Annotated in this window: 33 protein-coding genes; 21 read left to right on the top strand and 12 right to left on the bottom strand. The window is 37.7% G+C overall.

Going from position 1 to position 24,114, the window contains the following annotated elements; genetic code table 11:
* The first annotated feature begins 41 nt into the window (after positions 1-41).
* The 4 genes from ACFSY7_RS03335 (at position 42) to ACFSY7_RS03320 (ending at position 4,631) form a co-directional block, all read left to right on the top strand.
* Positions 42-1,511: an FAD-binding oxidoreductase gene (locus ACFSY7_RS03335; protein ID WP_380146819.1), complete on the top strand. Its 1,470-nt coding sequence runs from the start codon at positions 42-44 to the stop codon at positions 1,509-1,511.
* A complete protein-coding gene (locus ACFSY7_RS03330; protein ID WP_380146818.1) occupies positions 1,504-1,977 on the top strand; it encodes a hypothetical protein in 474 nt (157 codons plus the stop codon). The genes ACFSY7_RS03335 and ACFSY7_RS03330 overlap by 8 nt, the downstream gene beginning before the upstream one ends.
* Positions 1,978-2,037: 60 nt before the next feature.
* Positions 2,038-2,532, top strand: coding sequence for a hypothetical protein (locus ACFSY7_RS03325; protein WP_380146817.1), 495 nt, complete (start codon positions 2,038-2,040; stop codon positions 2,530-2,532).
* A gap of 272 nt (positions 2,533-2,804) precedes the next feature.
* On the top strand, positions 2,805-4,631 hold the full coding sequence (locus tag ACFSY7_RS03320; RefSeq protein WP_380146816.1) for an endonuclease/exonuclease/phosphatase family protein: 1,827 nt from the start codon (positions 2,805-2,807) through the stop codon (positions 4,629-4,631).
* Positions 4,632-4,700: 69 nt separating this feature from the next.
* On the opposite strand, the gene ACFSY7_RS03315 is transcribed toward ACFSY7_RS03320, so the two are convergent.
* Positions 4,701-5,102, bottom strand: a complete 402-nt coding sequence (locus ACFSY7_RS03315) for a PaaI family thioesterase (protein ID WP_139992906.1) — start codon at positions 5,100-5,102, stop codon at positions 4,701-4,703.
* 351 nt (positions 5,103-5,453) lie between these two features.
* Between ACFSY7_RS03315 and ACFSY7_RS03310 the strand changes: the two genes are divergently transcribed.
* Positions 5,454-6,098 carry a VC0807 family protein gene (locus ACFSY7_RS03310; RefSeq protein WP_380146815.1) on the top strand — a complete coding sequence of 215 codons (645 nt, stop codon included), beginning with the start codon at positions 5,454-5,456 and terminating at the stop codon, positions 6,096-6,098.
* Between the two features lie 56 nt (positions 6,099-6,154).
* Here the strand turns inward: ACFSY7_RS03310 and ACFSY7_RS03305 are convergent, their stop codons facing one another.
* The gene (locus tag ACFSY7_RS03305; RefSeq protein ID WP_380146814.1) at positions 6,155-6,580 is read right to left on the bottom strand and encodes a hypothetical protein; all 426 of its coding nucleotides are present in this window, start codon (positions 6,578-6,580) and stop codon (positions 6,155-6,157) included.
* A gap of 286 nt (positions 6,581-6,866) precedes the next feature.
* Between ACFSY7_RS03305 and ACFSY7_RS03300 the strand changes: the two genes are divergently transcribed.
* Entirely contained in the window at positions 6,867-7,202 is a 336-nt protein-coding gene (locus ACFSY7_RS03300) for an NINE protein (RefSeq protein WP_126991806.1), read from the top strand.
* Between the two features lie 148 nt (positions 7,203-7,350).
* Here the strand turns inward: ACFSY7_RS03300 and ACFSY7_RS03295 are convergent, their stop codons facing one another.
* From ACFSY7_RS03295 to ACFSY7_RS03280, 4 genes are all read right to left on the bottom strand, one after another.
* Positions 7,351-8,085, bottom strand: a complete 735-nt coding sequence (locus tag ACFSY7_RS03295) for a hypothetical protein (protein WP_139992900.1) — start codon at positions 8,083-8,085, stop codon at positions 7,351-7,353.
* Between the two features lie 399 nt (positions 8,086-8,484).
* A complete protein-coding gene (locus ACFSY7_RS03290) occupies positions 8,485-9,321 on the bottom strand; it encodes an AraC family transcriptional regulator (protein WP_380146813.1) in 837 nt (278 codons plus the stop codon).
* Positions 9,322-9,360: 39 nt separating this feature from the next.
* Positions 9,361-10,023: a glyoxalase gene (locus ACFSY7_RS03285; protein WP_380146812.1), complete on the bottom strand. Its 663-nt coding sequence runs from the start codon at positions 10,021-10,023 to the stop codon at positions 9,361-9,363.
* 57 nt (positions 10,024-10,080) lie between these two features.
* The gene (locus ACFSY7_RS03280) at positions 10,081-10,608 is read right to left on the bottom strand and encodes a DUF308 domain-containing protein (RefSeq protein ID WP_380146810.1); all 528 of its coding nucleotides are present in this window, start codon (positions 10,606-10,608) and stop codon (positions 10,081-10,083) included.
* Positions 10,609-10,736: 128 nt separating this feature from the next.
* Between ACFSY7_RS03280 and ACFSY7_RS03275 the strand changes: the two genes are divergently transcribed.
* Entirely contained in the window at positions 10,737-11,105 is a 369-nt protein-coding gene (locus tag ACFSY7_RS03275) for an OsmC family protein (RefSeq protein ID WP_380146809.1), read from the top strand.
* Between the two features lie 104 nt (positions 11,106-11,209).
* Here the strand turns inward: ACFSY7_RS03275 and ACFSY7_RS03270 are convergent, their stop codons facing one another.
* Together ACFSY7_RS03270 and ACFSY7_RS03265 are read right to left on the bottom strand one after the other, a co-directional pair.
* Complete coding sequence (locus tag ACFSY7_RS03270) at positions 11,210-12,124, bottom strand: tyrosine-type recombinase/integrase (protein ID WP_380146808.1); 915 nt, start codon at positions 12,122-12,124, stop codon at positions 11,210-11,212.
* 190 nt (positions 12,125-12,314) lie between these two features.
* Complete coding sequence (locus ACFSY7_RS03265) at positions 12,315-12,692, bottom strand: nucleotide excision repair endonuclease (RefSeq protein WP_139992892.1); 378 nt, start codon at positions 12,690-12,692, stop codon at positions 12,315-12,317.
* Between the two features lie 231 nt (positions 12,693-12,923).
* Here ACFSY7_RS03265 and ACFSY7_RS03260 point away from each other — a divergent pair, with 231 nt between their 5' ends.
* Positions 12,924-13,235: a DUF3784 domain-containing protein gene (locus tag ACFSY7_RS03260; protein WP_380146807.1), complete on the top strand. Its 312-nt coding sequence runs from the start codon at positions 12,924-12,926 to the stop codon at positions 13,233-13,235.
* Between the two features lie 62 nt (positions 13,236-13,297).
* Positions 13,298-13,681 carry an SET domain-containing protein gene (locus ACFSY7_RS03255; RefSeq protein ID WP_126991815.1) on the top strand — a complete coding sequence of 128 codons (384 nt, stop codon included), beginning with the start codon at positions 13,298-13,300 and terminating at the stop codon, positions 13,679-13,681.
* Positions 13,682-13,718: 37 nt separating this feature from the next.
* Here ACFSY7_RS03255 and ACFSY7_RS03250 read toward each other — a convergent pair whose 3' ends face one another.
* The 4 genes from ACFSY7_RS03250 to ACFSY7_RS03235 all read right to left on the bottom strand — a co-directional run bounded on the left by ACFSY7_RS03250 (position 13,719) and on the right by ACFSY7_RS03235 (position 17,473).
* Positions 13,719-14,123 (bottom strand): hypothetical protein, encoded by a 405-nt coding sequence (locus ACFSY7_RS03250; protein WP_126991816.1) that lies wholly within the window; start codon positions 14,121-14,123, stop codon positions 13,719-13,721.
* A 288-nt stretch (positions 14,124-14,411) separates the two neighbouring features.
* Complete coding sequence (locus ACFSY7_RS03245) at positions 14,412-15,092, bottom strand: MIP family channel protein (RefSeq protein WP_380146806.1); 681 nt, start codon at positions 15,090-15,092, stop codon at positions 14,412-14,414.
* A 305-nt stretch (positions 15,093-15,397) separates the two neighbouring features.
* A complete protein-coding gene (locus ACFSY7_RS03240; protein WP_380146805.1) occupies positions 15,398-16,555 on the bottom strand; it encodes a tyrosine-type recombinase/integrase in 1,158 nt (385 codons plus the stop codon).
* 495 nt (positions 16,556-17,050) lie between these two features.
* Positions 17,051-17,473, bottom strand: coding sequence for a helix-turn-helix domain-containing protein (locus tag ACFSY7_RS03235; RefSeq protein ID WP_380146804.1), 423 nt, complete (start codon positions 17,471-17,473; stop codon positions 17,051-17,053).
* 182 nt (positions 17,474-17,655) lie between these two features.
* On the opposite strand from ACFSY7_RS03235, the gene ACFSY7_RS03230 reads away from it, so the two are divergent.
* The 12 genes from ACFSY7_RS03230 (at position 17,656) to ACFSY7_RS03175 (ending at position 24,094) form a co-directional block, all read left to right on the top strand.
* On the top strand, positions 17,656-17,886 hold the full coding sequence (locus ACFSY7_RS03230; RefSeq protein ID WP_380146803.1) for a helix-turn-helix transcriptional regulator: 231 nt from the start codon (positions 17,656-17,658) through the stop codon (positions 17,884-17,886).
* A 63-nt stretch (positions 17,887-17,949) separates the two neighbouring features.
* Positions 17,950-18,672: a Rha family transcriptional regulator gene (locus tag ACFSY7_RS03225; protein ID WP_380146802.1), complete on the top strand. Its 723-nt coding sequence runs from the start codon at positions 17,950-17,952 to the stop codon at positions 18,670-18,672.
* Positions 18,672-18,962, top strand: a complete 291-nt coding sequence (locus ACFSY7_RS03220) for a hypothetical protein (protein WP_380146801.1) — start codon at positions 18,672-18,674, stop codon at positions 18,960-18,962. Before ACFSY7_RS03225 ends, ACFSY7_RS03220 begins: the two co-directional genes overlap by 1 nt.
* Before the next feature lie 199 nt (positions 18,963-19,161).
* Positions 19,162-19,608 (top strand): hypothetical protein, encoded by a 447-nt coding sequence (locus ACFSY7_RS03215; protein WP_380146800.1) that lies wholly within the window; start codon positions 19,162-19,164, stop codon positions 19,606-19,608.
* A gap of 105 nt (positions 19,609-19,713) precedes the next feature.
* On the top strand, positions 19,714-20,514 hold the full coding sequence (locus tag ACFSY7_RS03210) for an ERF family protein (protein ID WP_380146799.1): 801 nt from the start codon (positions 19,714-19,716) through the stop codon (positions 20,512-20,514).
* Positions 20,515-20,642: 128 nt separating this feature from the next.
* Positions 20,643-20,855: a hypothetical protein gene (locus ACFSY7_RS03205; RefSeq protein WP_380146798.1), complete on the top strand. Its 213-nt coding sequence runs from the start codon at positions 20,643-20,645 to the stop codon at positions 20,853-20,855.
* 4 nt (positions 20,856-20,859) lie between these two features.
* A complete protein-coding gene (locus ACFSY7_RS03200; RefSeq protein WP_380146797.1) occupies positions 20,860-21,762 on the top strand; it encodes a DnaD domain-containing protein in 903 nt (300 codons plus the stop codon).
* Positions 21,644-22,684 carry an ATP-binding protein gene (locus ACFSY7_RS03195; RefSeq protein ID WP_380146795.1) on the top strand — a complete coding sequence of 347 codons (1,041 nt, stop codon included), beginning with the start codon at positions 21,644-21,646 and terminating at the stop codon, positions 22,682-22,684. The genes ACFSY7_RS03200 and ACFSY7_RS03195 overlap by 119 nt, the downstream gene beginning before the upstream one ends.
* A gap of 13 nt (positions 22,685-22,697) precedes the next feature.
* On the top strand, positions 22,698-23,213 hold the full coding sequence (locus ACFSY7_RS03190) for a hypothetical protein (RefSeq protein ID WP_380146794.1): 516 nt from the start codon (positions 22,698-22,700) through the stop codon (positions 23,211-23,213).
* Position 23,214: 1 nt separating this feature from the next.
* Positions 23,215-23,529, top strand: coding sequence for a hypothetical protein (locus tag ACFSY7_RS03185; RefSeq protein WP_139992864.1), 315 nt, complete (start codon positions 23,215-23,217; stop codon positions 23,527-23,529).
* Complete coding sequence (locus ACFSY7_RS03180; RefSeq protein WP_380146793.1) at positions 23,483-23,758, top strand: hypothetical protein; 276 nt, start codon at positions 23,483-23,485, stop codon at positions 23,756-23,758. The genes ACFSY7_RS03185 and ACFSY7_RS03180 overlap by 47 nt, the downstream gene beginning before the upstream one ends.
* On the top strand, positions 23,759-24,094 hold the full coding sequence (locus ACFSY7_RS03175) for a hypothetical protein (RefSeq protein WP_380146792.1): 336 nt from the start codon (positions 23,759-23,761) through the stop codon (positions 24,092-24,094).
* The last annotated feature ends 20 nt before the right edge of the window (positions 24,095-24,114 follow it).

Genomic DNA, 24,114 nt, shown 5'->3' with positions numbered 1-24,114 from the left:
CCCTATCTAGTTTTTTGTTATGATAGAGAAGAGGTGATTGTATGAAACGTTCTACAAAGACAGGCCTGTTAGTAGGGCTTGTCGGCGTCATGACAGGCGTTGTGTGGTGGCAAATTCCAATTGAAAAAAGAACATATGGCTTATCACAAACGGCAATGACGACAGACTATACCGGTCTAATGCCGGAAAAGGTCGCACAAATTAATGAGGTGAAGAAGCGAGAAGAGCTTGTTGCAATCGTAAAAGAGGCGCAAAAGGCGAAGCGCACCATTAGCATCGCGGGGCTTCAACACTCACAAGGTGGACATACATACTATAAAGACGGAATTGTTATCGATATGCGCGCATTTAATCGTGTGCTATCGGTGAATGAACAGCAAAAAACCGTGAAGGTCGAAGCGGGTGCTAGCTGGATGGATGTGCAAGAGGCACTAGCGAAAAAAGGCTTGGCATTACGAGTGACACAGTCGCAATCGATTTTTACAATAGGTGGCTCGCTCAGCGTCAATGCGCACGGACGAGATATTCGCTATGGCTCGATGGCCAGTACGGTACGTGAGCTGACAATTGTGAATGCACAGGGCGAATTTGAAACGTTAAAACGAGGTCGAGATGACGAGCGCCTACAGTATATTTTAGGTGGCTATGGTTTATTTGGCGTTATTGTTGATGTGACGCTCGATGTGACAGACAATACGGTGTATACGATGCATACGACTGAAATGAAGATGGCGGATTATGCACCGCATATGCGTAGTATTTTAAAAGATGACCGCATTGCCATGCATTATGCGCGTATTAGTGTGGCACCGAATAGCTTTTTAGAGGATGTGTATACGATTGATTATGAAAAAATGGATGCGATTGATCACACCTCACCGTTGAAAGGTGAAAGCTCTGAGCGGTTGAGTAAACTCGGGCTTGATTTAGGACGTCAAGGCGGTGCGCTTGAAAATGGTTTCTGGCAATTGCAGCGCGGCTATATGAAGTTAATTGATGATAAAGAAATTAATCGTAATGATGCGATGCGCTCTGAGTCTACCTTTATGGAATATACAAAACCGGGGCGTGTAGAGGTACTTCAGGAATTTTTCGTACCACTAGATGAGTTTGAGGCCTATGTGAACGAGCTTCAGCAAGTGCTGCCGCATGATGATAAAAAGAATGATGTGAAAGTACATAATATTACACTGCGCTATGTTGCAAAAGATGACGCAACGGCGCTGAACTATGCGACGGATGACATGATGGGTTTCGTTGTACTGCTGCAACATGGTACATCCGAGCAGTCGATTGAGGAGGCCAAGACCTTGATTCGTCAATGGACAGATGTGACATTAAAGCATCAAGGAACGTATTATTTACCGTATTATCCATACCAGACGACCGACCAGTTTAAAAAGGCGTATCCAAATGCCGCTAGTGTGTATGACGAAAAACAGCAGCAGGACCCAGATATTATTTTCCGCAATTATTTCTATGATAATTATGTGAAGCATGCCAATGACTAAGTGGCCGCTATTCATCACAGTCGGACAAGTAATTATTTTTCCGTATTATTTATTTTGGCTAAAAAATAGTACATTAACCTTTTCATTATTTGCGCTTATTTTTGCGCTGTTTTCCTTTGGTGCAGCACTTGGCTATCATCTCCAGCAAAAATGGACGATGCCAATTGCGTTGCCGATTGCGCTACTCGGTATGATTTATATACTGACATTAGATGTAGAGAGCCTCTATATCATTAGTGTGATGCAAGTAATACTCGGCTTTTTACAAGGCTATTTTCGTGCATGGCATGTCGGACAGGAAACCTATAAGCTACAAGTTGTATGGCACTATGTCATTGTCGGCTTAGCGATGGTGGCGTTATCAACTGTGACCATTGTAGTGCCACAGATTTTTGTCGCCATCTATGGTTTTATGCTCGTCATTTGTGCCATAGTAATGGCGCTTAAAAAGTGTAAGAAAAAATAAAAACAAGCACATCCAGCAAGAAAATGTTGGATGTGTTTTTTACAATAGGAGGGTTTTAAAGTGTTTAGTGTAGAAAGCTATGTAGAAGAAGTTCGGGGGAATTTAGAGAAACAAGCAGAACTATTAATAAATGCATTTAAAAACGTAGAAAATCTGAAATTCCCAGAAGATGCGTGTGTCTTGGTTATCGATACATCTTTTTCCTATAATACTGGTTTTTATTTAGCAGTTAATGAAGATATGTTTAATTCGGTTGATCCGGTCGAAGATGATAGTGATGATACCTCTAGTGTAAAATTACTTACTAATTTTGCTCTCTATGATGAAGATTCAAAAAACTTTAATGAAAAAGAAGAAGAAATGTTTAGTGAATTTTATAGTGACAATGGTTTAGAAGGAATTACTATAAAAGAATATGGGCATTGGGTCAAAAAATGTTTTGATGAAGCTAAAATCACTTTGAATGTACCTATTTATTTTAGAATATTAGACGAAGAAGATGCACTAAACCTAGTAACAGGCGAATGGGAAGACCAAATGGAGATAGAGCTGTAAATATAATGGATGGTCGAGAGTAACGTAAAGCACATTCCGCGAAAAAAGCGTGGTATGTGCTTTTTTTAATCCTTTTTTTAATAATAACGGGCTGCTCCTTTAAGAAGGTCACAGTAGTAAGGGATCTATTTTTAACTTTTGTAAAGAATAGTTAGACTATTCTGCCTACAAAGCTTTACAAATAATACGGTCTATAGCTACTTACATTTATGTATAAATTTTTGTAAAATACTAACAAGCTTTGTATCTTTTTTTATGAGGAGGACTTTCTAGTGAAAGCAAAATGGTTAACAGCATCACTTTTATCAGTAGGTATTTTAACGGCAGTAAGCGGGCAGGCATCAGCAGATACAACCGAAATTCATGATATTCAAGGTGCTACACATCAATCCAGCTATGTGGGGAAAACTGTGCAGCAAGTAGAAGGCGTCGTAACATTTACGTATAAATTAAATGGCGCGTATTACTTCCATATGCAAACACCCGATGCAAAAGCAGATAAGGATAGCCGTACATCGGAAGCCATTACCGTTTATACAGGGAAATATAGCCAAGATGTCAAAGTAGGCGACCTTGTTTCTGTAACAGGTAAGGTGGATGAGTATTATATCGAGGGCTATAGCGACAAGCGCACGATGGATTTACCGGTGACGCAAATTAATGCGCGTGACGATCAGGGCGGGCAAGTAGCGATTAAAGCGGAAAATGTGACGTTACCAAAAGCAGTACAAATTACAAAGCAAAATTTACCGAAATCAGTTATCGACAATGATCAATTTACGAAATTTGATCCAAATGAGGATGCGATTGATTACTGGGAAAGCCTAGAAAGCATGCGCGTAGCTGTGAAGGATGTTAAGGCTGTAGCACCGCAGGAATATGGCGATGTCATTACGGTGTTAAAATCACGCCATACAGATACGAAAAATGGCGGCGTACTATTTGAAGCGAACGATGCTAATGCAGACCGCGTACAATTCAAGCTCTTTGGTGACAATGTACGTGACTACAACGTCAATACGGGCGATGAATTTAATGGTACAATCGAAGGCGTTGTTGGCTACGGTTATTCCAACTATAAAATTTTCACGAACATAGAGAATATGCAAAAAACCTATAAACAAGGCAAGGCAACACAGGAAACAACGAAACTAAAAGCATCTAAGAAAAAAGTGACAGTCGGCTCATTTAACTTAGAAAACTTCTCAAATAACACAGCCGAAACATCGAATGCGAAGGCTGAAAAATTAGCTCATTCAATTGCCAATAGCCTTGGCAGCCCAGATATTGTTGGTGTCACAGAAGTGCAGGACAATAACGGCGCAAAAGCAGGCGACAGCAAGGCAAATGAATCATATGAGCGCTTAATTAAAGCAATCGAGGAAGCGGGCGGTCCAACGTATCAATACGTCAATATCGACCCTGAAAACAATCAGGACGGTGGCGCACCGAATGCGAATATTCGTGTCGGCTTCTTATACAACCCAGAGCGTGTATCATTAAAATCAGGTGCACCAGCAGGGGATGCGACAACAGCAGTTGGCTACAACAAAAAAACAGGCTTAACAGTAAATCCAGGGCGAATTGACCCGACACATGAAGCATTCGAGGATAGCCGTAAGCCGTTAGCTGCGGAATTTACAGCAGATGGCAAAGATTTAATCGTTATTGCCAATCACTGGAACTCAAAAGGGGGCGATACACCGTTATTTGGCCAGGTACAGCCCGTTAACTTAGCGAGTGAAGTACAACGCCAAAAAATCGCAAACGTCGTCAGTGGCTTTGTGAGCGATGTATTAGCGAAAAATCCAAAAGCGAATATCGTGTCTGTCGGCGATTATAATGACTTCCAGTTCAGCAAGCCGCTTCAAACATTTGAAAAGGCTGGCATGGCAAATTTAATTCATAAAGTACCGACGAATGAGCGCTACACATATGTGTACCAAGGAAACTCACAAGTGCTTGATCATATTTTCGTTTCAAAAAGCTTAAAGAATGGCGCGAAAATTGACATTGTTCACGTCAATGCAGACTTCACAGAGCAAGCAGGACGTGCATCTGACCACGATCCATTAGTTGCACAAGTGAAATTAAAATAAAGAGGCTTAAAAAAAGAAGGAATCCGCTTTGGCGCGATTCCTTCTTCTTATTTCGAGATAGGTTCTATCCTATTTATGATTGACGCCTTTGAACGTAGACGTACAAAGGGCGATTAATTCATTATCTTCATTGTAAATACGACCTTCTAAAATCGCAGTTGTACGCGTGCGGTCAATCGTTACGGCTGTTGCACGTAGGCGACCAGCTTGTACAGGACGAATAAATCGTGTCTCCATTTGAATCGTCATCACGACATCAAATCCTAATGTGTATGCGGCAATGCCCATTGTATTATCAAGCATTGTCATCATCATGCCGCCATGTAGTGTGCCGGCAACATTTGTAAGGTCCGGGCGGAAATCAAGAGCTGTCTCTGCTTCGCCGTTTTCCCCTTTTATAAATTCAAAACCAATTGTATTCCAAAGTTCGGTATGTTCAAACGCTTGTTGAACCGTCATCTGAGTTGTCAAAAATAAAACTCCCTTTAATTAATTATCCTAATTATAAGGATAATGAACCTTGTAAAAAAATGCGATTGTTTTCGAGAAACTGCATGAATTTACGCAAAACTCATTAGAATAGGCGAGGATTATGTATAGTAAACTTAGGCTGTTGTATAAAATGGCAACGTACCATTAGTTCGAATGGCATTTATTTTTAGTTAGCTTATAAGTTTTAAATCCTAGTCAGTTCATTCATTGAACATGGCATTATCCTCTTTAAAATGCAGTAATCTCGATTATTCTAGAGGTTTTTTGTCTCTTTTTGTAATGAGTATGGTATTGTATGTACATAAAATAGAATAGAAGGGCGATATACATATGAAAAAAAATTCCACACTATGGGATTTGGTGTTTTATGTAGCCATCCCACTAGTTATCTGGCATATGCGCGACAAAATTGGCTTAACGGATTATATGGCCATGGTCATCTCTGCCGGCATCGGTATTGTTTATGGCCTATATATGTTCAGCAAGCAGAAGAAGTTGAATGTGTTCGGGACCTTTATTTTAGCCGATTTAATTATTACGATGCTCATTACGGTGTTCTCTGGCTCGGCAATGAATCTATTATGGAATAATGTTTACTATACATATGTACTAGCAGGCGTATACTTTGTTTCCATTTTAATTAAAAAGCCATTAATGCTTTATATGGCACTTGATTTATTTGCGATTGACCCAGAACGCCGCGCACGCATACTACCCATTTTCCATACGAAGAAAGTAAAATTACTATTTGTTGTTTTCACGCTATCCATTGTTATGAAAGAAATTTTATCTGCGTTATTACAAGGCTATTTAATTACACAATACGGTGTGAATGCCTATGACAAGGGGATTTTACTGAAGCAGGGTATGAATATCGCTTTTATGGTCATTACCTTTATCTTAGTTATGCTTATTATGAAAGAGGCAGGCAAGCATATGTCAGAAGAAGAACGCGAGAAGTTCTTTGGAAGCTAGAATGATTAATTGAAAAAACAGGAGCTGCATCGACGCGGCTCCTGTTTTTGATTTATTTAAGAAATTGATTTTTTAAGAATAGCTGAATCAATCATGTATTGTTGGTAATTTGTCTCAAAAGCTTCCTCAACATAACGTTGTAGTGTCGCTTTTGTATTTTTCTCAATAACATGGGATGCGTCGATTTGCGTCGCAAGTGCTTGTATTTCAGCAGTTTGCTCTTCTATAATCAAAACAATTTGGGTTGATGGATTCTGTTGACGAACGTGTTTTGCTAGATCAAATGTTTCGGGCTGATCGGGGCGAATAGAAATAAAGTAACTGTCTGCCACGTAGCTTTCTAGGTAATCTAAAATGGATTGTACTTTACGTGTTGTTAACACTTGATAAATTGTATATTCTTTAAATTTTGCTAATCGTTCAATTGAGTTATGGATCGTATTAATATCGCTATAATCTTGTTCAAAGATGGTAATGCGCATGAAATCGACCTCCTTTAAATGATTCACGCGTTCATATTATGACATCATTCGACAAAATACGCAATAAAAAGATTTATAAAGCATTTAAATTATATAAAATTATTACTCGCTAGTCTATATAAAAAGAAAAAATCTGTAATTATGGATAATTTATGTGCTTAGAGCGATGTTTTTTTGTCTAGTACATAAAAATGTAAAAGAAACTTTCAAATTTAACGATTTTTAAACGTATTTTCTTCTATAATAGAAAGTGACATAAAACGAGCACTATGTAGGAGGATTTTACATGAGCACAGTAGAAGAAAAACGTGCGGCATACGTTGAAGAAAAATTAAAAGAAGACGGCTATCGTGATTTAAAAACAGCGCGTAAACGTTGGATTTTTGGCCTTTTTGGCGTTCATAAATTTTATTTAAACCATATGGGAAGCGGCTTAGCGATTTTAACGCTAACACTGGTATTCTTTTTTGCATTCTTAATTGATATCGGCGTTGTCGCATTAGGAATTGCAATTATTTGGTGGATTGTTGACTTTTTCCGTCTACCAACATTAGTTGAGCAAGCAAATGTTGTCCAACGCGAATATTATGAAGAAGAAGCAGAACGTCGCATTCATAACTAAACATATAAAAGAGGCTGGGACAAAACACGTCATTTTCCTTTTTTAGCGTTCGCAACGAAAAACCGGAACCGCGCTACAGTGCGATTCCGGTTTTTCTTATGCTCATATGAACGGGTGTTTTTATACGTATGTCCAAGCCTCTTTTTAATTACGGTAATACAATTTTTCCATCGATATACGTCATGCCCTCGTAAACGAATTCACCCTTCACAATAAAGCCTTTATAATACAACACCTCTGCTTCAAAATTTTCAGGATCACCTGTTGGGTTATACAACATATAACCAGGTGCGAGCTTGCCATCTAAAAATAAATGGTCATCGTATACCTTCAAACCTTCTGCTAAATCACCCTCGATAAAAAGCTGGCTATTAAAGACAACCGTATCTCCATAAAGTAAACCATCAAAATAAATACGGTCCTTATAAATCGCAAAACCTTTTTTCAATACACCATTTTCATATAATTGTTTATTAGAGGATAATACAATGCCTTCTTTTATTTTTCCATTTACATACAGTTTATTATCATAAACGATTTTACCGACAGCACGCATCGAGCTGTTATAGAGCACACCATTGTATAAAACGAGTGAATACACAATGCGCCCATTTTTATAGAGTGTGCTACCGGTGACATAATAATTTTTCTTATCGACTTTGCCGTTTTTGTATAGCTTATCGCTATAAATACCACTAAAAATCTTTCCATTTTTATAGAGCTTTTTATTATACGTAATATAGCCTTTTGCTGTTTTCCCGGTTTGTGCATTTACGAGTTTATTGCTGCTAAGCTTATAGCTTGCGGCATCTACTGTAAGTGTTGAAAAAGTAAGAGCACTTGCTAACGCAAGGGTCATCATTATCTGAAATCGTCGGTTCATAGCTTCACGTCCTTCTAATTACTATAACGGCTAAATTCACCGGAAGTTAAGAAGGTGTTAGGCGATAATTTCAATGTTTCTATATTAAATGTTATATTAGTATAAGCAATAAATGCTAGGAGCGTTTGAGACTGTGAAAATAATCGGGTTGATGTTAATTCTCTTTTTCTTAATTAACATTATTTTTTTAATAAATGAATACATAAAAGAAGCTAAAACGGAAGGGAAAGGAGAAATGGTCAAATCTCTTTTCAGATTCTTAGTGGGATTATTGTTTGATATCCCATCATTATATGTGGTATTTGTGCTCGTTTCTTTAGTTATCGGAATTTGGTTTACGTTCTATTAAAAACTGCCCTCCTTAATCATATGGGGGCAGTTTTTAATAGCTAAAATGTTTTATTTTACAGGAATCCAAATCTCTGTCACATAATCCTGTGCGGTCACATCCCCGTTAGGATAGCGTTCAAAGTCAGGTGCTTGTGTAAATTCATATTGAGAGCTTGGCAAAAAGCTTTCAAAAATTTCACGTGTGGTTTGCTGGATGGCGGTTGGGACCGGTCCAACCGCTTCGAAGACAAGCCATTTAGAAGCGGGAATTGTCCAGGATTCAAATGATAATCGGATATTATCGGTTTTTACGCCAATGACATAATCATAGGCAGTATCCTCTGTGGGGATACACAGCCCTAGCATCGCGTCATCTGAGGCTTCCTTTAATAACTGTTGCTCTTTATCTGTACCAGAGAACTGCTGCCAAAAGGCTGGGATTTTTTTTACTCCTTCATCCATCGACGCATAGCTTTCCTTTACACCGACTACTTGAAAGGCATCTAATTGTTCGACACGATAATTCATTGAACTTCCTCCTTTAATTTGAACATGAATCGAGAGCTTCGAAAATGCGGAAACGGTTTGACGTTTAGCGCGAATATCAGATGGGGTACAGCCAAAGTACTTTTTGCAGGCCTTCGTATAATTATCTGGTCCAGCATAGCCGTATTGTAGGGCAATATCAAGGATGGATTGCTTAGTCTCAAGTAGCTCAAATAATGAGCGAGAAAGCTTGCGGCGGCGAATATATTCACCAAGTGGGATACCTGTTAGCACCGTAAAAAGCTTTTGCAAATTGTACGGTGAGAGCATCGCACAGCGCGCAAGGTCATCTATTGCAATCGTTTCTGTAATATGCGCCTCAATATAATGCAAAACGTCATTAAACCTTTGTAAATTCATTTCGTTCACCTCGTTACAATTAGTATAGGAGAAAGTGCATTACGTCTCTCGATGATTTTTGGCAAGATTTGTCGGATACATAATCGTGCCATACGACGTGTGAATCGTAATCGGAGAAGGCGTGGCGACAAGTGACGAAAAGAGCCATTTCCGCCCTGCAGGAGCGGTAATAATGTAGCAGCCATTTTCTCCGTAAAATGTAATCATTGTCGTAGAAGGGGTGCTTCCGGCGCGTACAGGAATATGAAAATCTTCCATGACATGCAGTGCCTGCTCAATATGTGGCATCACAAAGCCCACCTCACCAATCGCTAAAATAGTGTCAGATGAAAAGGTCTCATATTCCGCGTCCTCAACCTCTTGGCGGCGCGCGATAAGCTCCATAATATTACCGGCTGGATCATAAAAATAGACAGAGTAGGCATCAATTCGTTCAAAATACACTTCATCTTCGCCATCTTCAGCAATTAATTCTACAAATTGCTGCAGCCATTCCTTCGCATCGGGAAAAGCATTTCGCGGGATATTAAAGGCGATATGATACGTATAAGCATCCGGGCCATTAATAAATGTTAGCTTACTCGTGCCAATTTCCACGCTAGCACTTGCAGCCTGCTTGCTCACCTTAAAGCCCATTGCTTCATAAAATGCCACTGTGTCATCGATATTAGCAATCTGACAAATCACTTCTTGAATGTCCATGTTTTTCCTCCTAACGATATGAAAAGAGGGCCCCACTGAAGTGGATGCCCTATTTTTTTAATGTGTTAATTTCTTTAGACCAAAATAGCCGACAAATAGGGCAATACTTTGGAATAAGAAATAAAATGCAAACATTAATGTTAAACTAACCGCCGCATAACTAGGACGAATAAGTAATAGCACGGCTACGACTAAGCATAATAGATTAAAAATCATCGCAACGAGATACCATGATTTTTGCGCGCGCATTACTTGTATTTCGATTAAATTGCCAATGATTTCAATTAAGAACCAAATCGCAAAAATAATGCCAATAATCGTTACGCCACTTGTTGGATAAATACATAAATACAGACCTAATGCCCCAATCGTGATGCCTGTAATTAAGCGAAATGTTGGGCCACTACCCGTTTTCTTTTTGATTTGGAAGTATCTCCATAAATCAAATACCCCTTTTATGATGGCAATAACAGCACATGTAATAACAATTACTTTTAATGTACTGATGGGCTTAATAAATAAAAATAATGATAGCACAAAGCTCAATAATGCAAATACGAGCGTGAATCGATTTAATTTTTTCATAAAAGCGCCTCCCTTTATTAAAGCGTATCATAAATTTTATGGAAAATTTACTACTTTGTAGAAAAACTTAAATGATTTTACGTTTAGTTTAAAAGATGCAGGGAAAAATGACAGTAGGAGGCGATAGAATGGCTACAAAAATTCAAAAGATAAACGACGTTATTACAATTAATTCAGGTGATAAAACATACGATTTGCCAGGTGCAGATCCTAAAATTTTAGTGGAAGCAACGCTTGCCTCATGTGCTGTAAAAACAATGCGTGAAGTACTAGAGCGCGATGGCATTGACTATAATGAAGCGGATTTAGCAGCAGAGGTAGAGGGTACACTTTCTGAATCAGGTGTAAAACGCTTTACCCATTTCCATCTAAAACTTATTTATCCACCATTCCCATCTGAATATGATGAGGATAAATTCTTAATCACGGTTGAACGTGGTTGTATTATCGGTAATACATTGAAAAATGAAGCAACAGTTGAATTTACAAAACACTAAATAAATGAAAAAGAAAAACCGGAATCGCGCTGTAGTGCGGTTCCGGTTTTTCGTTGCAAACGCTAAAAAAGGGAAAATGACATATTTTGTCCCAGCCTCTTTTTTTAAGGTAAAAATTTATCAATTGTTTTATCTGATACAGATAAGTAATGCTTAGATATCGTATCAAGTGAGCGGTGACCAGTTTGTTCAGCGATTGTCGCAAGGTCTGCTCCTTTTTCATGCATATCTGTTACGAGAGTTTTTCGGAAATTATAGCCGGATAAGCCTGTCCACTTATTCAAATCATTTAAATAACTACGTTCAGTAACATGCTTACTACGGTACTTTTTGCCGTATTGATTGGCAATGATTTGCCCAACAAAGTAATCATCCGTTTTTAAGTCATATTCCTGAATGTAGAGCTTTATGGCCTGAATTGCTTCATCCGTTAAACGCTTCGTTTTAAATGTCTTTTGCTTTTTCAAATACACATCAACGGTATGGCTTGTTAAATCAAAGTCGCGCATTTGTAAGGCGACCATTTCATTTGGACGATTGCCAGTAATTAAATTAACGAGACAAATCGCACGTCCACGAACATCTAGTAACGATAAGGCCTCTTTCAATTGCGCAGAATCTACAGGTTTTTTCCCTTTAATTTGCTTTTGGCGTGCAAACTCTTCCTTATTAAATAAACTTCGCAAGTAGGCCGTCTCTTTTAAATACGTTTCATTATTTAAAAATGTAATGCCATACTCTACTTTTAATAACTTTTTAATGGCTGCTAATCGTTTTTCAAATGTCGTCTTTTTCACTTTTTCCTCTGTAATCGAATAGTACAAATAATCATACATACTCTCTGCAGTAGGTGCTTGACGGGTATGATCTACATAAGCGCGGTAATTTTTAATGTCATGTTTGTAGGATACAGGTATATGACTCTCGAAGGCATTACGCTCCGCGTCGCGTAGTGCATGCCGACGACGTGTTTCAAATTCCTCAATGCCGACGATTTTTTGTTCGCTCACGTTGCTCATCCTTTCGTACATTCATCTAGTAAATTGTAGCATAATTTGGGGTGAAAGTCGCTTTAGAATCGGTCATTCAAGCACTAGAAAAAGAGTACAAACATAGATAGATATAGTTTTCTTTGTGAAATTTTTTATTTTAAAACATAAAAAAACAAGAGGTAGATTAAAAAAATCGCCTCCTGTTTTTTACGTTATTTTATTTGTCGAAGAATACTTTATCTACATTGTATTTTGCTTCGAAAGCATTGATAGCGTATGTTTCATAAATTTCACGTTCCATTGGATCTTCAATTTCATATACTTCAATTTTGAAAATTTCGTTACGGTGATCTTTTACTGGAGATACGTTATCTTCAAAGTGTTTTTTCACACGTTGACGGATTTTACGTGCTTTACCAACGAATAGTACTTCGTTTGCTTCATTATAAAATAAGAAGATACCGCCTTTTTCACGAGTGATTTTGTGTAAATCAATAAAACCATGGAATGGCGTAATTGGCGCTTCGCCTTCTTTTAGTTGTTGTTCACGTTGTTGAATAACAACGGTTGGTTTTGGCATTTCAATATTAATCAAGTGAATTTCAGTCCTTTTTAAATGTCTTGAAAGCCTATTATATCACGCTTTACAGAAAAGATATAGTGCAACGTTTTTAAACGGTTCCCACTTTGGTTCCCACTTTTGAGAAAAAATTTTCAATTTTTGCTGCTTCAGCACATATAGTAGGTAGCACCACAAGTAAGAATTTTGTATCAATAATAGATTTAGAAGTGTTAAATATTGTAAAATAGATTCAGGAGGTGGCGTATGATTATATTAGGGGTAGTTATTATTTTATTTTTAATTTTAAGTATTATCCTACTTATGGGGAAAGGTGCAATTTTAATTGCCGGGTATAATACGATGGCAGCATTAGAAAAGGAGAAGTATGATGAAGTAGCTCTTTGTCGTACGATGGGTGTAATGATGCTAGGTATTACAGGGTGTCTTCTATTAATTATACCTAGTATTAAAACAAACAATCAAAGTTTTGGTATTGTTGCGACAATTTTAATGATTGTTATTATAATAGCAGGACTGATTTATATGAATACGAGTAAAAAAATCAAGCGTTCATAGGCAATTCATGTTACAGTTAATAGCGAAACATAATTTACCTGACTAGGAGAACCAACATAACAATGATTGAAATTAAAAACTCAGAAGTAAGTGGTCGTGGCGTATTTGCGACCGTAGATATTAAAGCAGGCACACTTTTCCACCAAGCACCTGTTCTGGCTTATCCAAATGAAGAACATCAATATATTGAAAAAACAGTATTTGCGGATTACGCATTTGAATATGGTATTGGACGCTCAGCAATCTTATTAGGTTATGGTATGCTATTCAACCATTCATATGAACCAAATGCAACGTATGATATTAATTTTGATAATGAAACATTTGATTTCTCTGCTTTTAAAGATATTAAAGCGGGCGAAGAAGTATTTATTAATTATAATGGCGATATCGATGATATGGATCCATTATGGTTCAATGAAGAGCAAGAACAAGAAGTGAAATAAAGACAAAGAAGGTCTTCCAATTTGGAGGACCTTCTTTTTATATCGTTCCTTTTTCTTGGAAACAATCACTTAAAAAAACAATGGAATGATCGATGGTATCAAGCATTTCATTCATCAACAATGTAATATTATTGAAACGAACATATTGGCCCCATTGTGCGACAGCATCATGCATATCGTTCGCTAATTGAATAAACTGCGCTAGTCGCACGTCCATTGCAACCGTTAACATTTTCTGCGTGTGTTCATCGTGTAAGGTACAATGCATTAAGTATAGGTCATAATTAAAAGAGAAAACTTCACGGCATTGCCAAATCATTTGTTTATACTTCTCTAAAATGCAAAAGCTTTCATATTCCATTATGCGTTTAAAATCTTCTCCTGCTTGCTGTGTTGCATGAAATAATTGTTCAAAAGCTAAATCAAATACTTCAAAATTCATTTACCCACCTCGCTTCTTATTTATTATACAGAGAATAAGATACATAAATCTTTTAACTTTTTATGTTTTTTATAAAATTTATTGCAAATTTATGTAAAATCTTCTCTTTTAATAGCTTTAAATGCTCGTAAAAACGTGAATGGAACAAAATATGTCATTTCCTTTTTTTAGCGTTCGCAACGAAAAACCGGAACCGCACTACAGCGCGATTCCGGTTTTCTATGCTTATAGGGGCAGTTGCTTTTACACGTATGTTAAAGCCACTTGTTAGATTAAAAGCTATATGAATTAATCGATTTTTTTATTAGCAATTGATTCATTACCTTGCTCTGTTTGGAAGAACATTTTTCCAACTATAGCTGCTACAATACCACCAAGAATTGGCGCAACGATAAACACCCATAATTGTGATAATGCTTCACCGCCAGCAAAAACAGCTGGCCCTAAGCTACGAGCAGGGTTTACAGATGTACCTGTTAATGGAATACCTAGTAAGTGAATTAATACTAATGTAAAACCAATAACTAGGCCCGCTAAGTTCGCATTGCCTTTACGACCTGTAACAACCATGATAACAAGTACAAAGACAAATGTTAAGATAAACTCAACTAATAGTGCACCACCTGCGCCTAGATCGCCAAAACCATTTTGCCCCATGTTGGTAGTAGATAAATTTGATAAATTTAAGAATGTAAATAAGACCAGTGAGCCTAAGATACCACCAATAACTTGCCCTACAAGATAATAAACTAACTCTGTTGCGTTAATACGTTTATTTACGAACATCGCAATTGAAACAGCTGGATTGACGTGACAACCTGAGATTGTACCAATTGAATAAGCCATTGCGATAATGGATAGACCAAATGCCATGGCAATGCCTTCAATACCGCCGCCAAGAACAGCTGTCCCTGTACCGAATAGAACAAGTACAAATGTGCCGATTGCTTCTGCAACTAATTTGTTCATAATAAACACCTCCATATAAATTTTAGATAACGTTATACGATACTTTTACTTTATTAGTGTAAACTTATTTTTTACATACAAAATAGAGACCCTACTAAATCGGCGAAAATTTAGTAGGGCCTCTTATATCATTTACATGAGGTGATACGTTAAATAGTTTTTAATAGCAGGGGAATTTATTTGTTTAATTGAGATTGAATTTCTTTTACTGAAATTCAATATAGCCCTTTAAAGCTTGCTATAAAAGCATTCTTGCAAGGTGGTTCCCGTATTAGTTCCCACTTTTAGATAAAATAATAAAACACCTACATACTTTTCATGATTTTGCCTATCACGTTTACTGCTGTTTTTCGTTTTTCTTCTATTGAATGTACATATGTTTTTTGTACAGTGCCAATAGTATCCCCGAGCAAACTTGCGACAGTTGCAATATCTACACCTTCTGCAATAAGCAAACTCGCATAAGTGTGTCTAAACATATGTGGAGAGATTTTCTCAACTCCTAGACGTATACTCATTTTCCGAAAGTACAAATCAATCGAACTGTATGATAACGTGTCGCCTTTGAAGTTCCGGAATACATAGCGTTTTTGAAATTTATCTTCTGCTATGCGAATGCCTTTTTTGAGCAATTCTTCTTTTTGCCTTGATTGATACTTTTTCAGTACTTCGCAGACATGAGAAGTCAACGGTATTACTCTATAACTTCTTTTCGTCTTAGGAGAACGCTCACCATAAGCGTCACGAGTACAATTGATTGTGACTGTACTTTCTTCCAGATCCACTTCACTCCACTTCAACCCCAACGCTTCGCCACAACGTACACCTGTAGCTGAAAGGAATTCAATCATTTCCATCATGTAGTTCGCACGGCTTGCTGTGTAAGTGAAAATTTGTTTCATCGCTGCTTGCTCGATTATTTTATGATTTAAAGTATATTCAATTTTAATTCTAGAAATTTTATTTTTTTCAATGAATTCATTTTCTACAGCAAAATTTAGTACTGCGCAAATTTTATCGTGATACTTCGCTAAAGTAATATCTGCAACACTATGTTTTGCAACTTCGATAAAACGTGTTGTATAAATATATTTATCTAAATCACATATTCGTACATTCCCTATAAGCGGTTCCATTTTTTTTCTGGTGAAATGGAAAAGTCGTATTGTTGTCACTTTCAAACTATTTTTTTGATGTTTAATGTACATCTCAAATAATTCGTTCATTGTCATAGTGCCATGTTCTTGCTTATTATAATTGCCTTTTAGCAGGTCAGCTTTCACATTTATTAAAGCTAATGAGGCTTCCTTTAAGGTATCGAACCCTTGTTTATATAAATCAGTTTTCTTGCCATCTGTACGAGTATATCGATAGCGATATGCAAATCGTTTTTTATTTACATTCGTATCTAGATAACTATATACATTTTTTTCTCTAGTTTTCGTTAAATTTGGTTTACCCATTCTGTCCAATCCTCTCATTCACCGGCAAGTGACAAGGCGAAGCGGGTACTTACCACCTCCTTATATTGATTTCTATGTAATAGAAGCAAAGTTGTGGATAAATTTACACAATAATGTAATAAAAATGGTTCCAACATACTTAAAATAGTAGTATAATTAACTTGCATAGAACTTATGTTCCTATTTTTGAAAAACAAAATTTACAAATACACAGCAAAAATTATAAGTATATAATACTTATAATTAGACTAAAGTCCTACTATAAAAACAAGATATTTCATTGATAAAACAGGCAGCAAACTTTATTATTATATTAAAAAGTATGAAAATTGGAATAAATCGATTAGTTTTTACACACAAAAAGGGAGATGTAAAGATTTGACAAGCAAAAAACATACAAACACCGAAAAAATACCGAAAGTCAAAAAGAAGGTAGATGTCTTACAGTTATTAAACGCTTTAAAAAAAATCAATGCAGCTTCCTTTAAACAATAATTATCTATTTCTATTCATCTTAAAGTATTCAACCTCTATAGAGTTGAGTACTTTTTTCTTTTGCTCAAGAGGTAATTCATTAAATAAATCACCAAAATCATACTTATCCAGCAGCTCATCTTCGCTCATGTTATCAAGGACATCTTTTAAAAATAACTCATGTTGTTTAACTACTTCCATAGATTCATCTTTATTTAAATCGTATAAAAGTTCTTCTGTACTGACGTTAAAATAATCGGAGATTTTCAATAGAGCAGGTACACTAGGGAATGATTTTCCGTTTTCGTAATTCGAAATCGAATTAGGTTTCAAATCTAGCTCCGCAGCTAAGTCTTTCTGCATGATTCCGCGTTTATTTCTTAAGTATTCTAAGTTCTTTCCGAAAATTCTTTTTCTCTCATCTTCTGGCAATGTTTTCTTCATTTTATACACTTCCTTCTTATTATAGGTTGTACCCTTTATGGATTATCAGGCAACCTAAATTATAGTACAAATTTTTAAAAAAACGAATAAAATTCATTTAAAATGTTGCAAAGTCATTTGAAATGATTTATAGTATAGACATAGCAAGTCATTTGAAATGATTTTTAAAAGGTGGTGTTTAGATGATAACGTTAGAGCCAAACAAAACTAAAAGAACAAATTTAAAGGTTCTTAGAGCTAAACATAACGTTACACAAAAGGATTTAGCTAGAAAGTTAGGTGTTTCACCTTCAACTCTTTCGATGATCGAGTCAGGAGAAAATACGCCGAGCCTAGAACTTGCTTACAAAATTGCCAGCATTTTCGGAAAAAGTATTGAAGATATTTTTTTTAATGAAATTAAAATCATTTAAAATGATTTATTTTTTTAAACTTAAAATCATTTAAAATGATTTAATAATAGGAGGAATGATTTTATGAACATTCAATTAAACACTCACACAATTAATTCGCTAGAGGTTGCGGAAATGGTGGAGCGCAATCACAGAGATGTAATGCGAGATATTCGCAATATAGTATCACAACTAGGTGAGCGCAAAATTGCGCATACCCCTTATTTCCTAGAAACAAAGTATGAGCATGAACAAAATGGTCAACTATATCCGATGTTTCTGCTTACTAAAAAAGGCTGTGAACTTTACTCTACTCGCATGACTGGCACAAAAGGCACAATATTCGCGGTAGCATACATCGAACGCTTCAATCAAATGGAACAAGTCATCCAACAGAATCTACCCACTGATCCGCTGGAGTTAGCATTAACAGCCGCACTTGAAACACGCAAAGAGGTTGCTGAAATCAAAGAAGATGTTGATTTCTTAAAAGACAACATGCGTATCAACACATATCAAGAAAAACAACTACAAGATATCGTTAAGCGAAAGGTAATGGCTTCATTAGGTGGATACAAAAGTACAGCTTACGAAATGCTTGCTAATAAAGCTTTTAAATCAGCATGGCGTGACTTTAAAAACCACTTTGGCATTTCAACTTATAAAGAGTTGCCAGCAACAAAATTTGATGAAGGTATTCAACTGCTAGGATTTTGGGAGCCAAGCGCTTCAATGAAATTCGAAATAGCAGCATATAATACACAGCCCGCAGGTGCAACAGATAGTGGTTGGGAGGTTCGAAATTAATGAACGTTCAAATACAACTAGATGAACATCATATAAACAGCTTAGTTACTCAGCTTGTGCATGATAAGTTGCAAGAGCTTGCGGTGCCACGCGTGCTATCACTCGACATTAAAGATATCAAGCGTATCACAGGAATTAATTCAAATATCACGCTGCAGAAAATCCTTTCAGATCCGCGGATTTTACAACATCAATTTCGGCTCGGTGAAGGTGGGCCGCGACACTGGAATGCGCGCGGTTTCGAAGAAGCTTACGAAGAAGTAATGAATGATTTTAAAGTAATGTACTAAAAAACTCACCGGCAAAGTGACAGACAGGCGTAGCGCGCTTGTCATTAGCTGCCCGACTTATCCGGACCGCTATAACAAATTCGCTACAAAGTGTTCCTTGATAACTGAATAGATGGTTTAATCCATCGCTGAGAGTCTGAATATCGGATTTTGGGCGATGCATTAAAAGCATCAAATAAAGCAAAGGTGGTTTTAAAAAATGGAAAACATCAAATGTCTACAAGTCGAACGCGAAGTATCATTCGCAAATTACACACCGCTTGTGCCAGAGCGCATCGTGAATCACGTTTCAAACGATACATCAGCACATGCGATGACTCAAATCAAAACGTACATGGACTTACGCTTAGCTGCTGTCAAAGAGCGTGAAGGGTGGCAAACAGAGCAAGATATGCGGCTCAACTGGAGTGAGGAACAGATACTCGAACATTACAACATGTATTACAAGCATTTTACATCAGATGTTCCAGAGCACGTGTTAAAAGATGCAATTATGGAAGAACTCGGCGACAAAGAACTTCGCGCCATGCTAGATCGCTGGCCTGCAACGGATATCATCGAAATCTTTCAACTAGAAGGGTTTTTAACGGTTATCAACGGTCACTTCATCGTTTCAGTCGACATGTTTCTCGGTTGTAACGAATAAAAAAAGACCGCTTTACGAGAGCGGTCTAAGCAACTGGCGAATAAATCGCCTGCTTATGTAATACAACTACTAAATTATACCACAGAATGAATGGGGGCAAACATGATGGATGTTAACAATGTGGAGCAAGTTCAAACAGCTGGTCCGCTTAATCTTTTTCAAAAGCTTGTAGAGGTGCGTAAACATATCCCGACGTTACGAAAGGATGGCAACGGCTACAAGTACTCATATGTAACTGGTTCGCAGATTTTAGCAGGAATTCAAGATTCTATGAACAATTTAGGCATACTTCTTTTCCCTCGAGTTGACACGCAGAATGTAGAAAAAGAAGAAGTTACTACTGGTAAAGGAAAGACGTCGACACAATTTAGAGTGTACGGAAAGATGACTTATACGTGGATTAACGCAGACAATCCAACGGAAACATTGGAAGTTCCGTTTATGTACGGCGCTATAAATGAAGATGTCGCAAAAGCAATAGGGAGCGCATTGACGTATGCGGAGCGTTACTTTTTGATAAAGTCATTTAACTTACCAACTGACAACGAAGATCCAGACTATAATCAGCAAAATTATCAACAACAGCCGCAACGACAATATAGAAATCAACAACAGCCGCAGCAACAGCAACAGCCGCAGTATCAACAGCAAACGCAAAAGCAGATAGCGAATGCAGATGGCGAAAAAATGATTACGGCGGAGCAAAAACAAAAACTTAAAAATGCATTAAAAATCGTTGCTGGACCGAAAGCAGAGGACCAACAAGTTGCGTATGAGTCAGCTTGCTACGCATGTAACATTCCGGAGGGCACCGCGACTAATTCGCTTATTTTTACGCAAGCTAGTGGTATTTTGATGTACTTTGGTGGTCTTGTTAAGCAACGCCAGCAACAAGGTGGTGCTTAATGTGGCTCAAAATATAGCACAGGATTTGGAAACATCACTTAAAAATGCACAAAAAACTAAAAAAAATCTCGACGAAATTATTGCTCGTTTAGCGGAATTAAACATCGAGGTTGAAAGGGTGTTGAAGCATGAAAGTCTTAAAAGCAATGCACAACATGTTCGCGACAGGGAATGTCGTAGAGGACATTAGCTTTACGGTTTATTTACTTGCTATGAGCGGAGTAGGGCTTTATGTACTCTCGCTTACAGCATCGGCGAAAATTATAATCGCATGCGTGAGTATGCTATCGCTACTCTTTGTCGCAACTATCATTTTTTCTTTACAGCAAGAGGAGGACTAGCAACATGACGGATCAACAAAATGAATTGCGCCGCAGCAAAAGGCAACGACCATTCACTCAAATTGATAATGAAATCATCAATAACAGCGCTTTAACTTGGCAAGCAAAAGGAATGTTAGCTTACTTGTTAAGCAAGCCAGATGGTTGGACGTTCTATGAAACTGATTTAATCAAGCGTGCAAAGAATGGCAGAGATAGTGTGCGTGCTATTATTGCCGAACTGTTAGAATCTGGTTATTTAATTCGCGGAGAAAGGATTCGCAATAACAAAGGGAATCTTGGTGGTTATCAATACACGATTGAACCATATTTATATGATTCCTATGACGGAAAATCCTACGTAGGAAAATCCAATGTAGGAAAACCCTATGTAGGAAATCCCTACGTAGGAAAATCCGACACTAGTAATACTAAGTCTTTTAGTAATACTAATATATCTAGTAATACTAAAAATAATAGTAATAGTAATACTGAACAGCAAGAACCAGAGCAAGAACCATACGACGACAATTCTTTAAATACAGAAACAATCAATGCTTTTAAAAAATACGAACAAGAAATCGGAGTTATTTCACCGAGCGTGATTGATCGTATTGACGCAATGATTAAAGACGTTGGCGAAGAATTAGTTGTCGAAGCGATAAATCGTGCTGCTTATTATAATAAGCGCTCGTTAGGTTATGTCGATTCGATCGTTATGAGCTGGTTAAAACACAACTTAAAAACATTATCAGACGTACAGGCGCACGAGGGTATGCGTGGGCGTCAAGTTCAAGGAGGCATTGGAAATGGAACACATCAGCAGCAGTCTACAGCAGTGGCAGGAAAGCAAGCAACAGCAGAAAAGGATGCGCGACTTAGAGAAAAGCTTCGCCGGTCAAAGGCGCGTCAGACAGGACAAGCCTAGTGAAAACTGTGGTTTATACGAAACACTTGGCGCAAATGCATGCAATGGTAGTGGTCGTATTTGGTATAAAGACATGCACCGAGCGATTGAACAGGCACGAGAAGGGTACAAACCCGTCTACGCTTGCGACATTAAAACACATCGCGAATACGAAGTGCCGATCGAATGGCAGGAAGAATGTGCATGTTTAATTAAGCGCCAACGCGAAGCTAAACGAAATGCGCTCATGGCTAATGCTAAAATTCCAGAGTCTTTCAAAACAGCTGCTCTTAATAACTACTCTTTAGGCGTATACAAAGATGAAACAGCTCATGCAGACGCAGAGGTTCTTTTGCAAGTAATGCGAGGTTTCGTCAATAACTACGAGTACTTTACATCGCCAGAAGGAAAAAAAGATGCGCAAGGGCTATACATTTACAGCAATACAAAAGGCTCCGGCAAAACAAAGGCAGCTGTAACGATTGCAAATGAGCTTATTGCTCGCGGTGTCGATGCGCTCTTTATAAACGCTACAGATATTTCACTTGAAATTCGTAAAACGTACAAACAAAACAGCGATGTTGATGAAGCGGCAGTTCTTCATGCGTTTAAAACGGTGCCGCTCCTAGTCATTGATGATTTAGCAGCGGAGAAACCGAGTGCGTTCATCGAAGAACAGCTATACAAAATTTTTAATGCTCGAACAGAAAATAATTTGCTCACGATCATCACAAGTAACTTAACAATCGAGGAATTTGCGCTACAAAGTTATGTGCGCGATGGCCAAGTGGCGAGTTACACAGACGCCGCAGGAGAAAGCCGCATTGGTAGTCGTTTGAAATTGATGTGCTATGAGATTCATGCGCCAGAAGAAGCGGTGCGTGAACGTGAAGCGGAGTTTAAATCAAATAATTTTGAAAATCTAATTTTCGGATTCGAATAGGAGCTAAAAGAAGATGAACTTAAAAATTTATGGCGGTTCAGAAACAGCTGCAGCAAATGAAATTGTTTTCCATGTCTCAGCAGACCGCACGTATATTGTGACGCTTAAAAAAGAAATGTCGTATCAAGGTTTTGCAGTACGAGCAAATGCGTACACGTTTGAGATTTGCTTTATGGGCAATAGCGGCAAAATAATCGTTGGACCAGGGCATGAGGTTGCGCTTGCTGTAAAAGGCTGTTTACGAGAGTTTATACGCTATCGCACGTTACAACGCACTAAAACATGTGGAGGTACTGTAGCGAGCATGACAGAGGTCGCAAGGGCTAATTTAAACGCTTATTTAGACAGCGCTAGTAAAACGGTTATCAAAGGCCAAACAATCGCTCAGGAGGACGCTGAAGTGGAAAATGCGCTCGCTTTTACAGCGGCACTCGAAGCGGCAGAAGACATCGCAAGACAACATGCGATTAATGCAGCACTTGATGCGCGTGATGAAGAGTTATTCATGACTTTAACAGGAGGTGCTTAACATGGTTGATTTCATTGGCTTCAATGCAGACACGCCATGCGTAGAATTACAGTTTACTCGCTTTGATGGCTCACAGTTCCGCAAAGTTTGCTACGACACATCGGAGATTGATTTCTGGATGGATCAATACAATGCACAAGAAGGTATTTTTAAAGATACTTGCAGAAGTGTTGCGCGTGTACAGCAAGAATTGCAACAAATAAAATCTGAAATTTCAGAACAATTAGCCTTAATTGCACAAGATAAAAAAGATGAAAAGGAGAAAGAATATGCGAAACGATTCAAACAAGCATGGAATTGCAGTTACACAGCATAGCTGCAAACGCCGCTATAACCGCCGCAATATTTGTCGCACGACTACTAAACAGCGCAAGGATATGGATAAACAAGTACAACGTCCTGCAGCACGTCCGAAAGTGCCGGTTGTATTTTACAAGGTGCGTAAAGGCCGTGAAATCCTAGAAGTATCTGAGCGTGATGTAGATGTAATGAGCCTCCAACTAGACGGATATCGTGTGATGGATAAGTGGCGGGAGTGGTTGTAAATGGAACAAGCGGAATTATTAGCGGCATATGAAGTAGCCAGTCGCAAATTCAGTCAAATGATTTTAGCGAGAGACTACGAAGCATCTAATCAATTTCGACATGAAGTTATCGCTTTGTTTAATCAACTGGAAAATCCATTTAAAGTCGGTGACGAAGTGGAACATCTCAATGGCCGTAAATGGCAAAAGACCATTATTAAAGAAGTTCGTAGTAATTGGGAAGTCGTGACGGACATAGTTATTGCGCCATTTAATCATTTTCGTTTTCCAGCAATAGTCGAAAAAGAAAAAAATGACGAAAATATAGTCAAAGCAGAACAGTTAAGTTTGTTTTGAGCGACATTCATGGACCGAAA

It is taken from the genome of Kurthia populi (assembly GCF_042686175.1).
Classification (GTDB): Bacteria; Bacillota; Bacilli; order Bacillales_A; family Planococcaceae; genus Kurthia; species Kurthia populi.
This window is presented reverse-complemented; position numbering and strand designations above follow the sequence as displayed.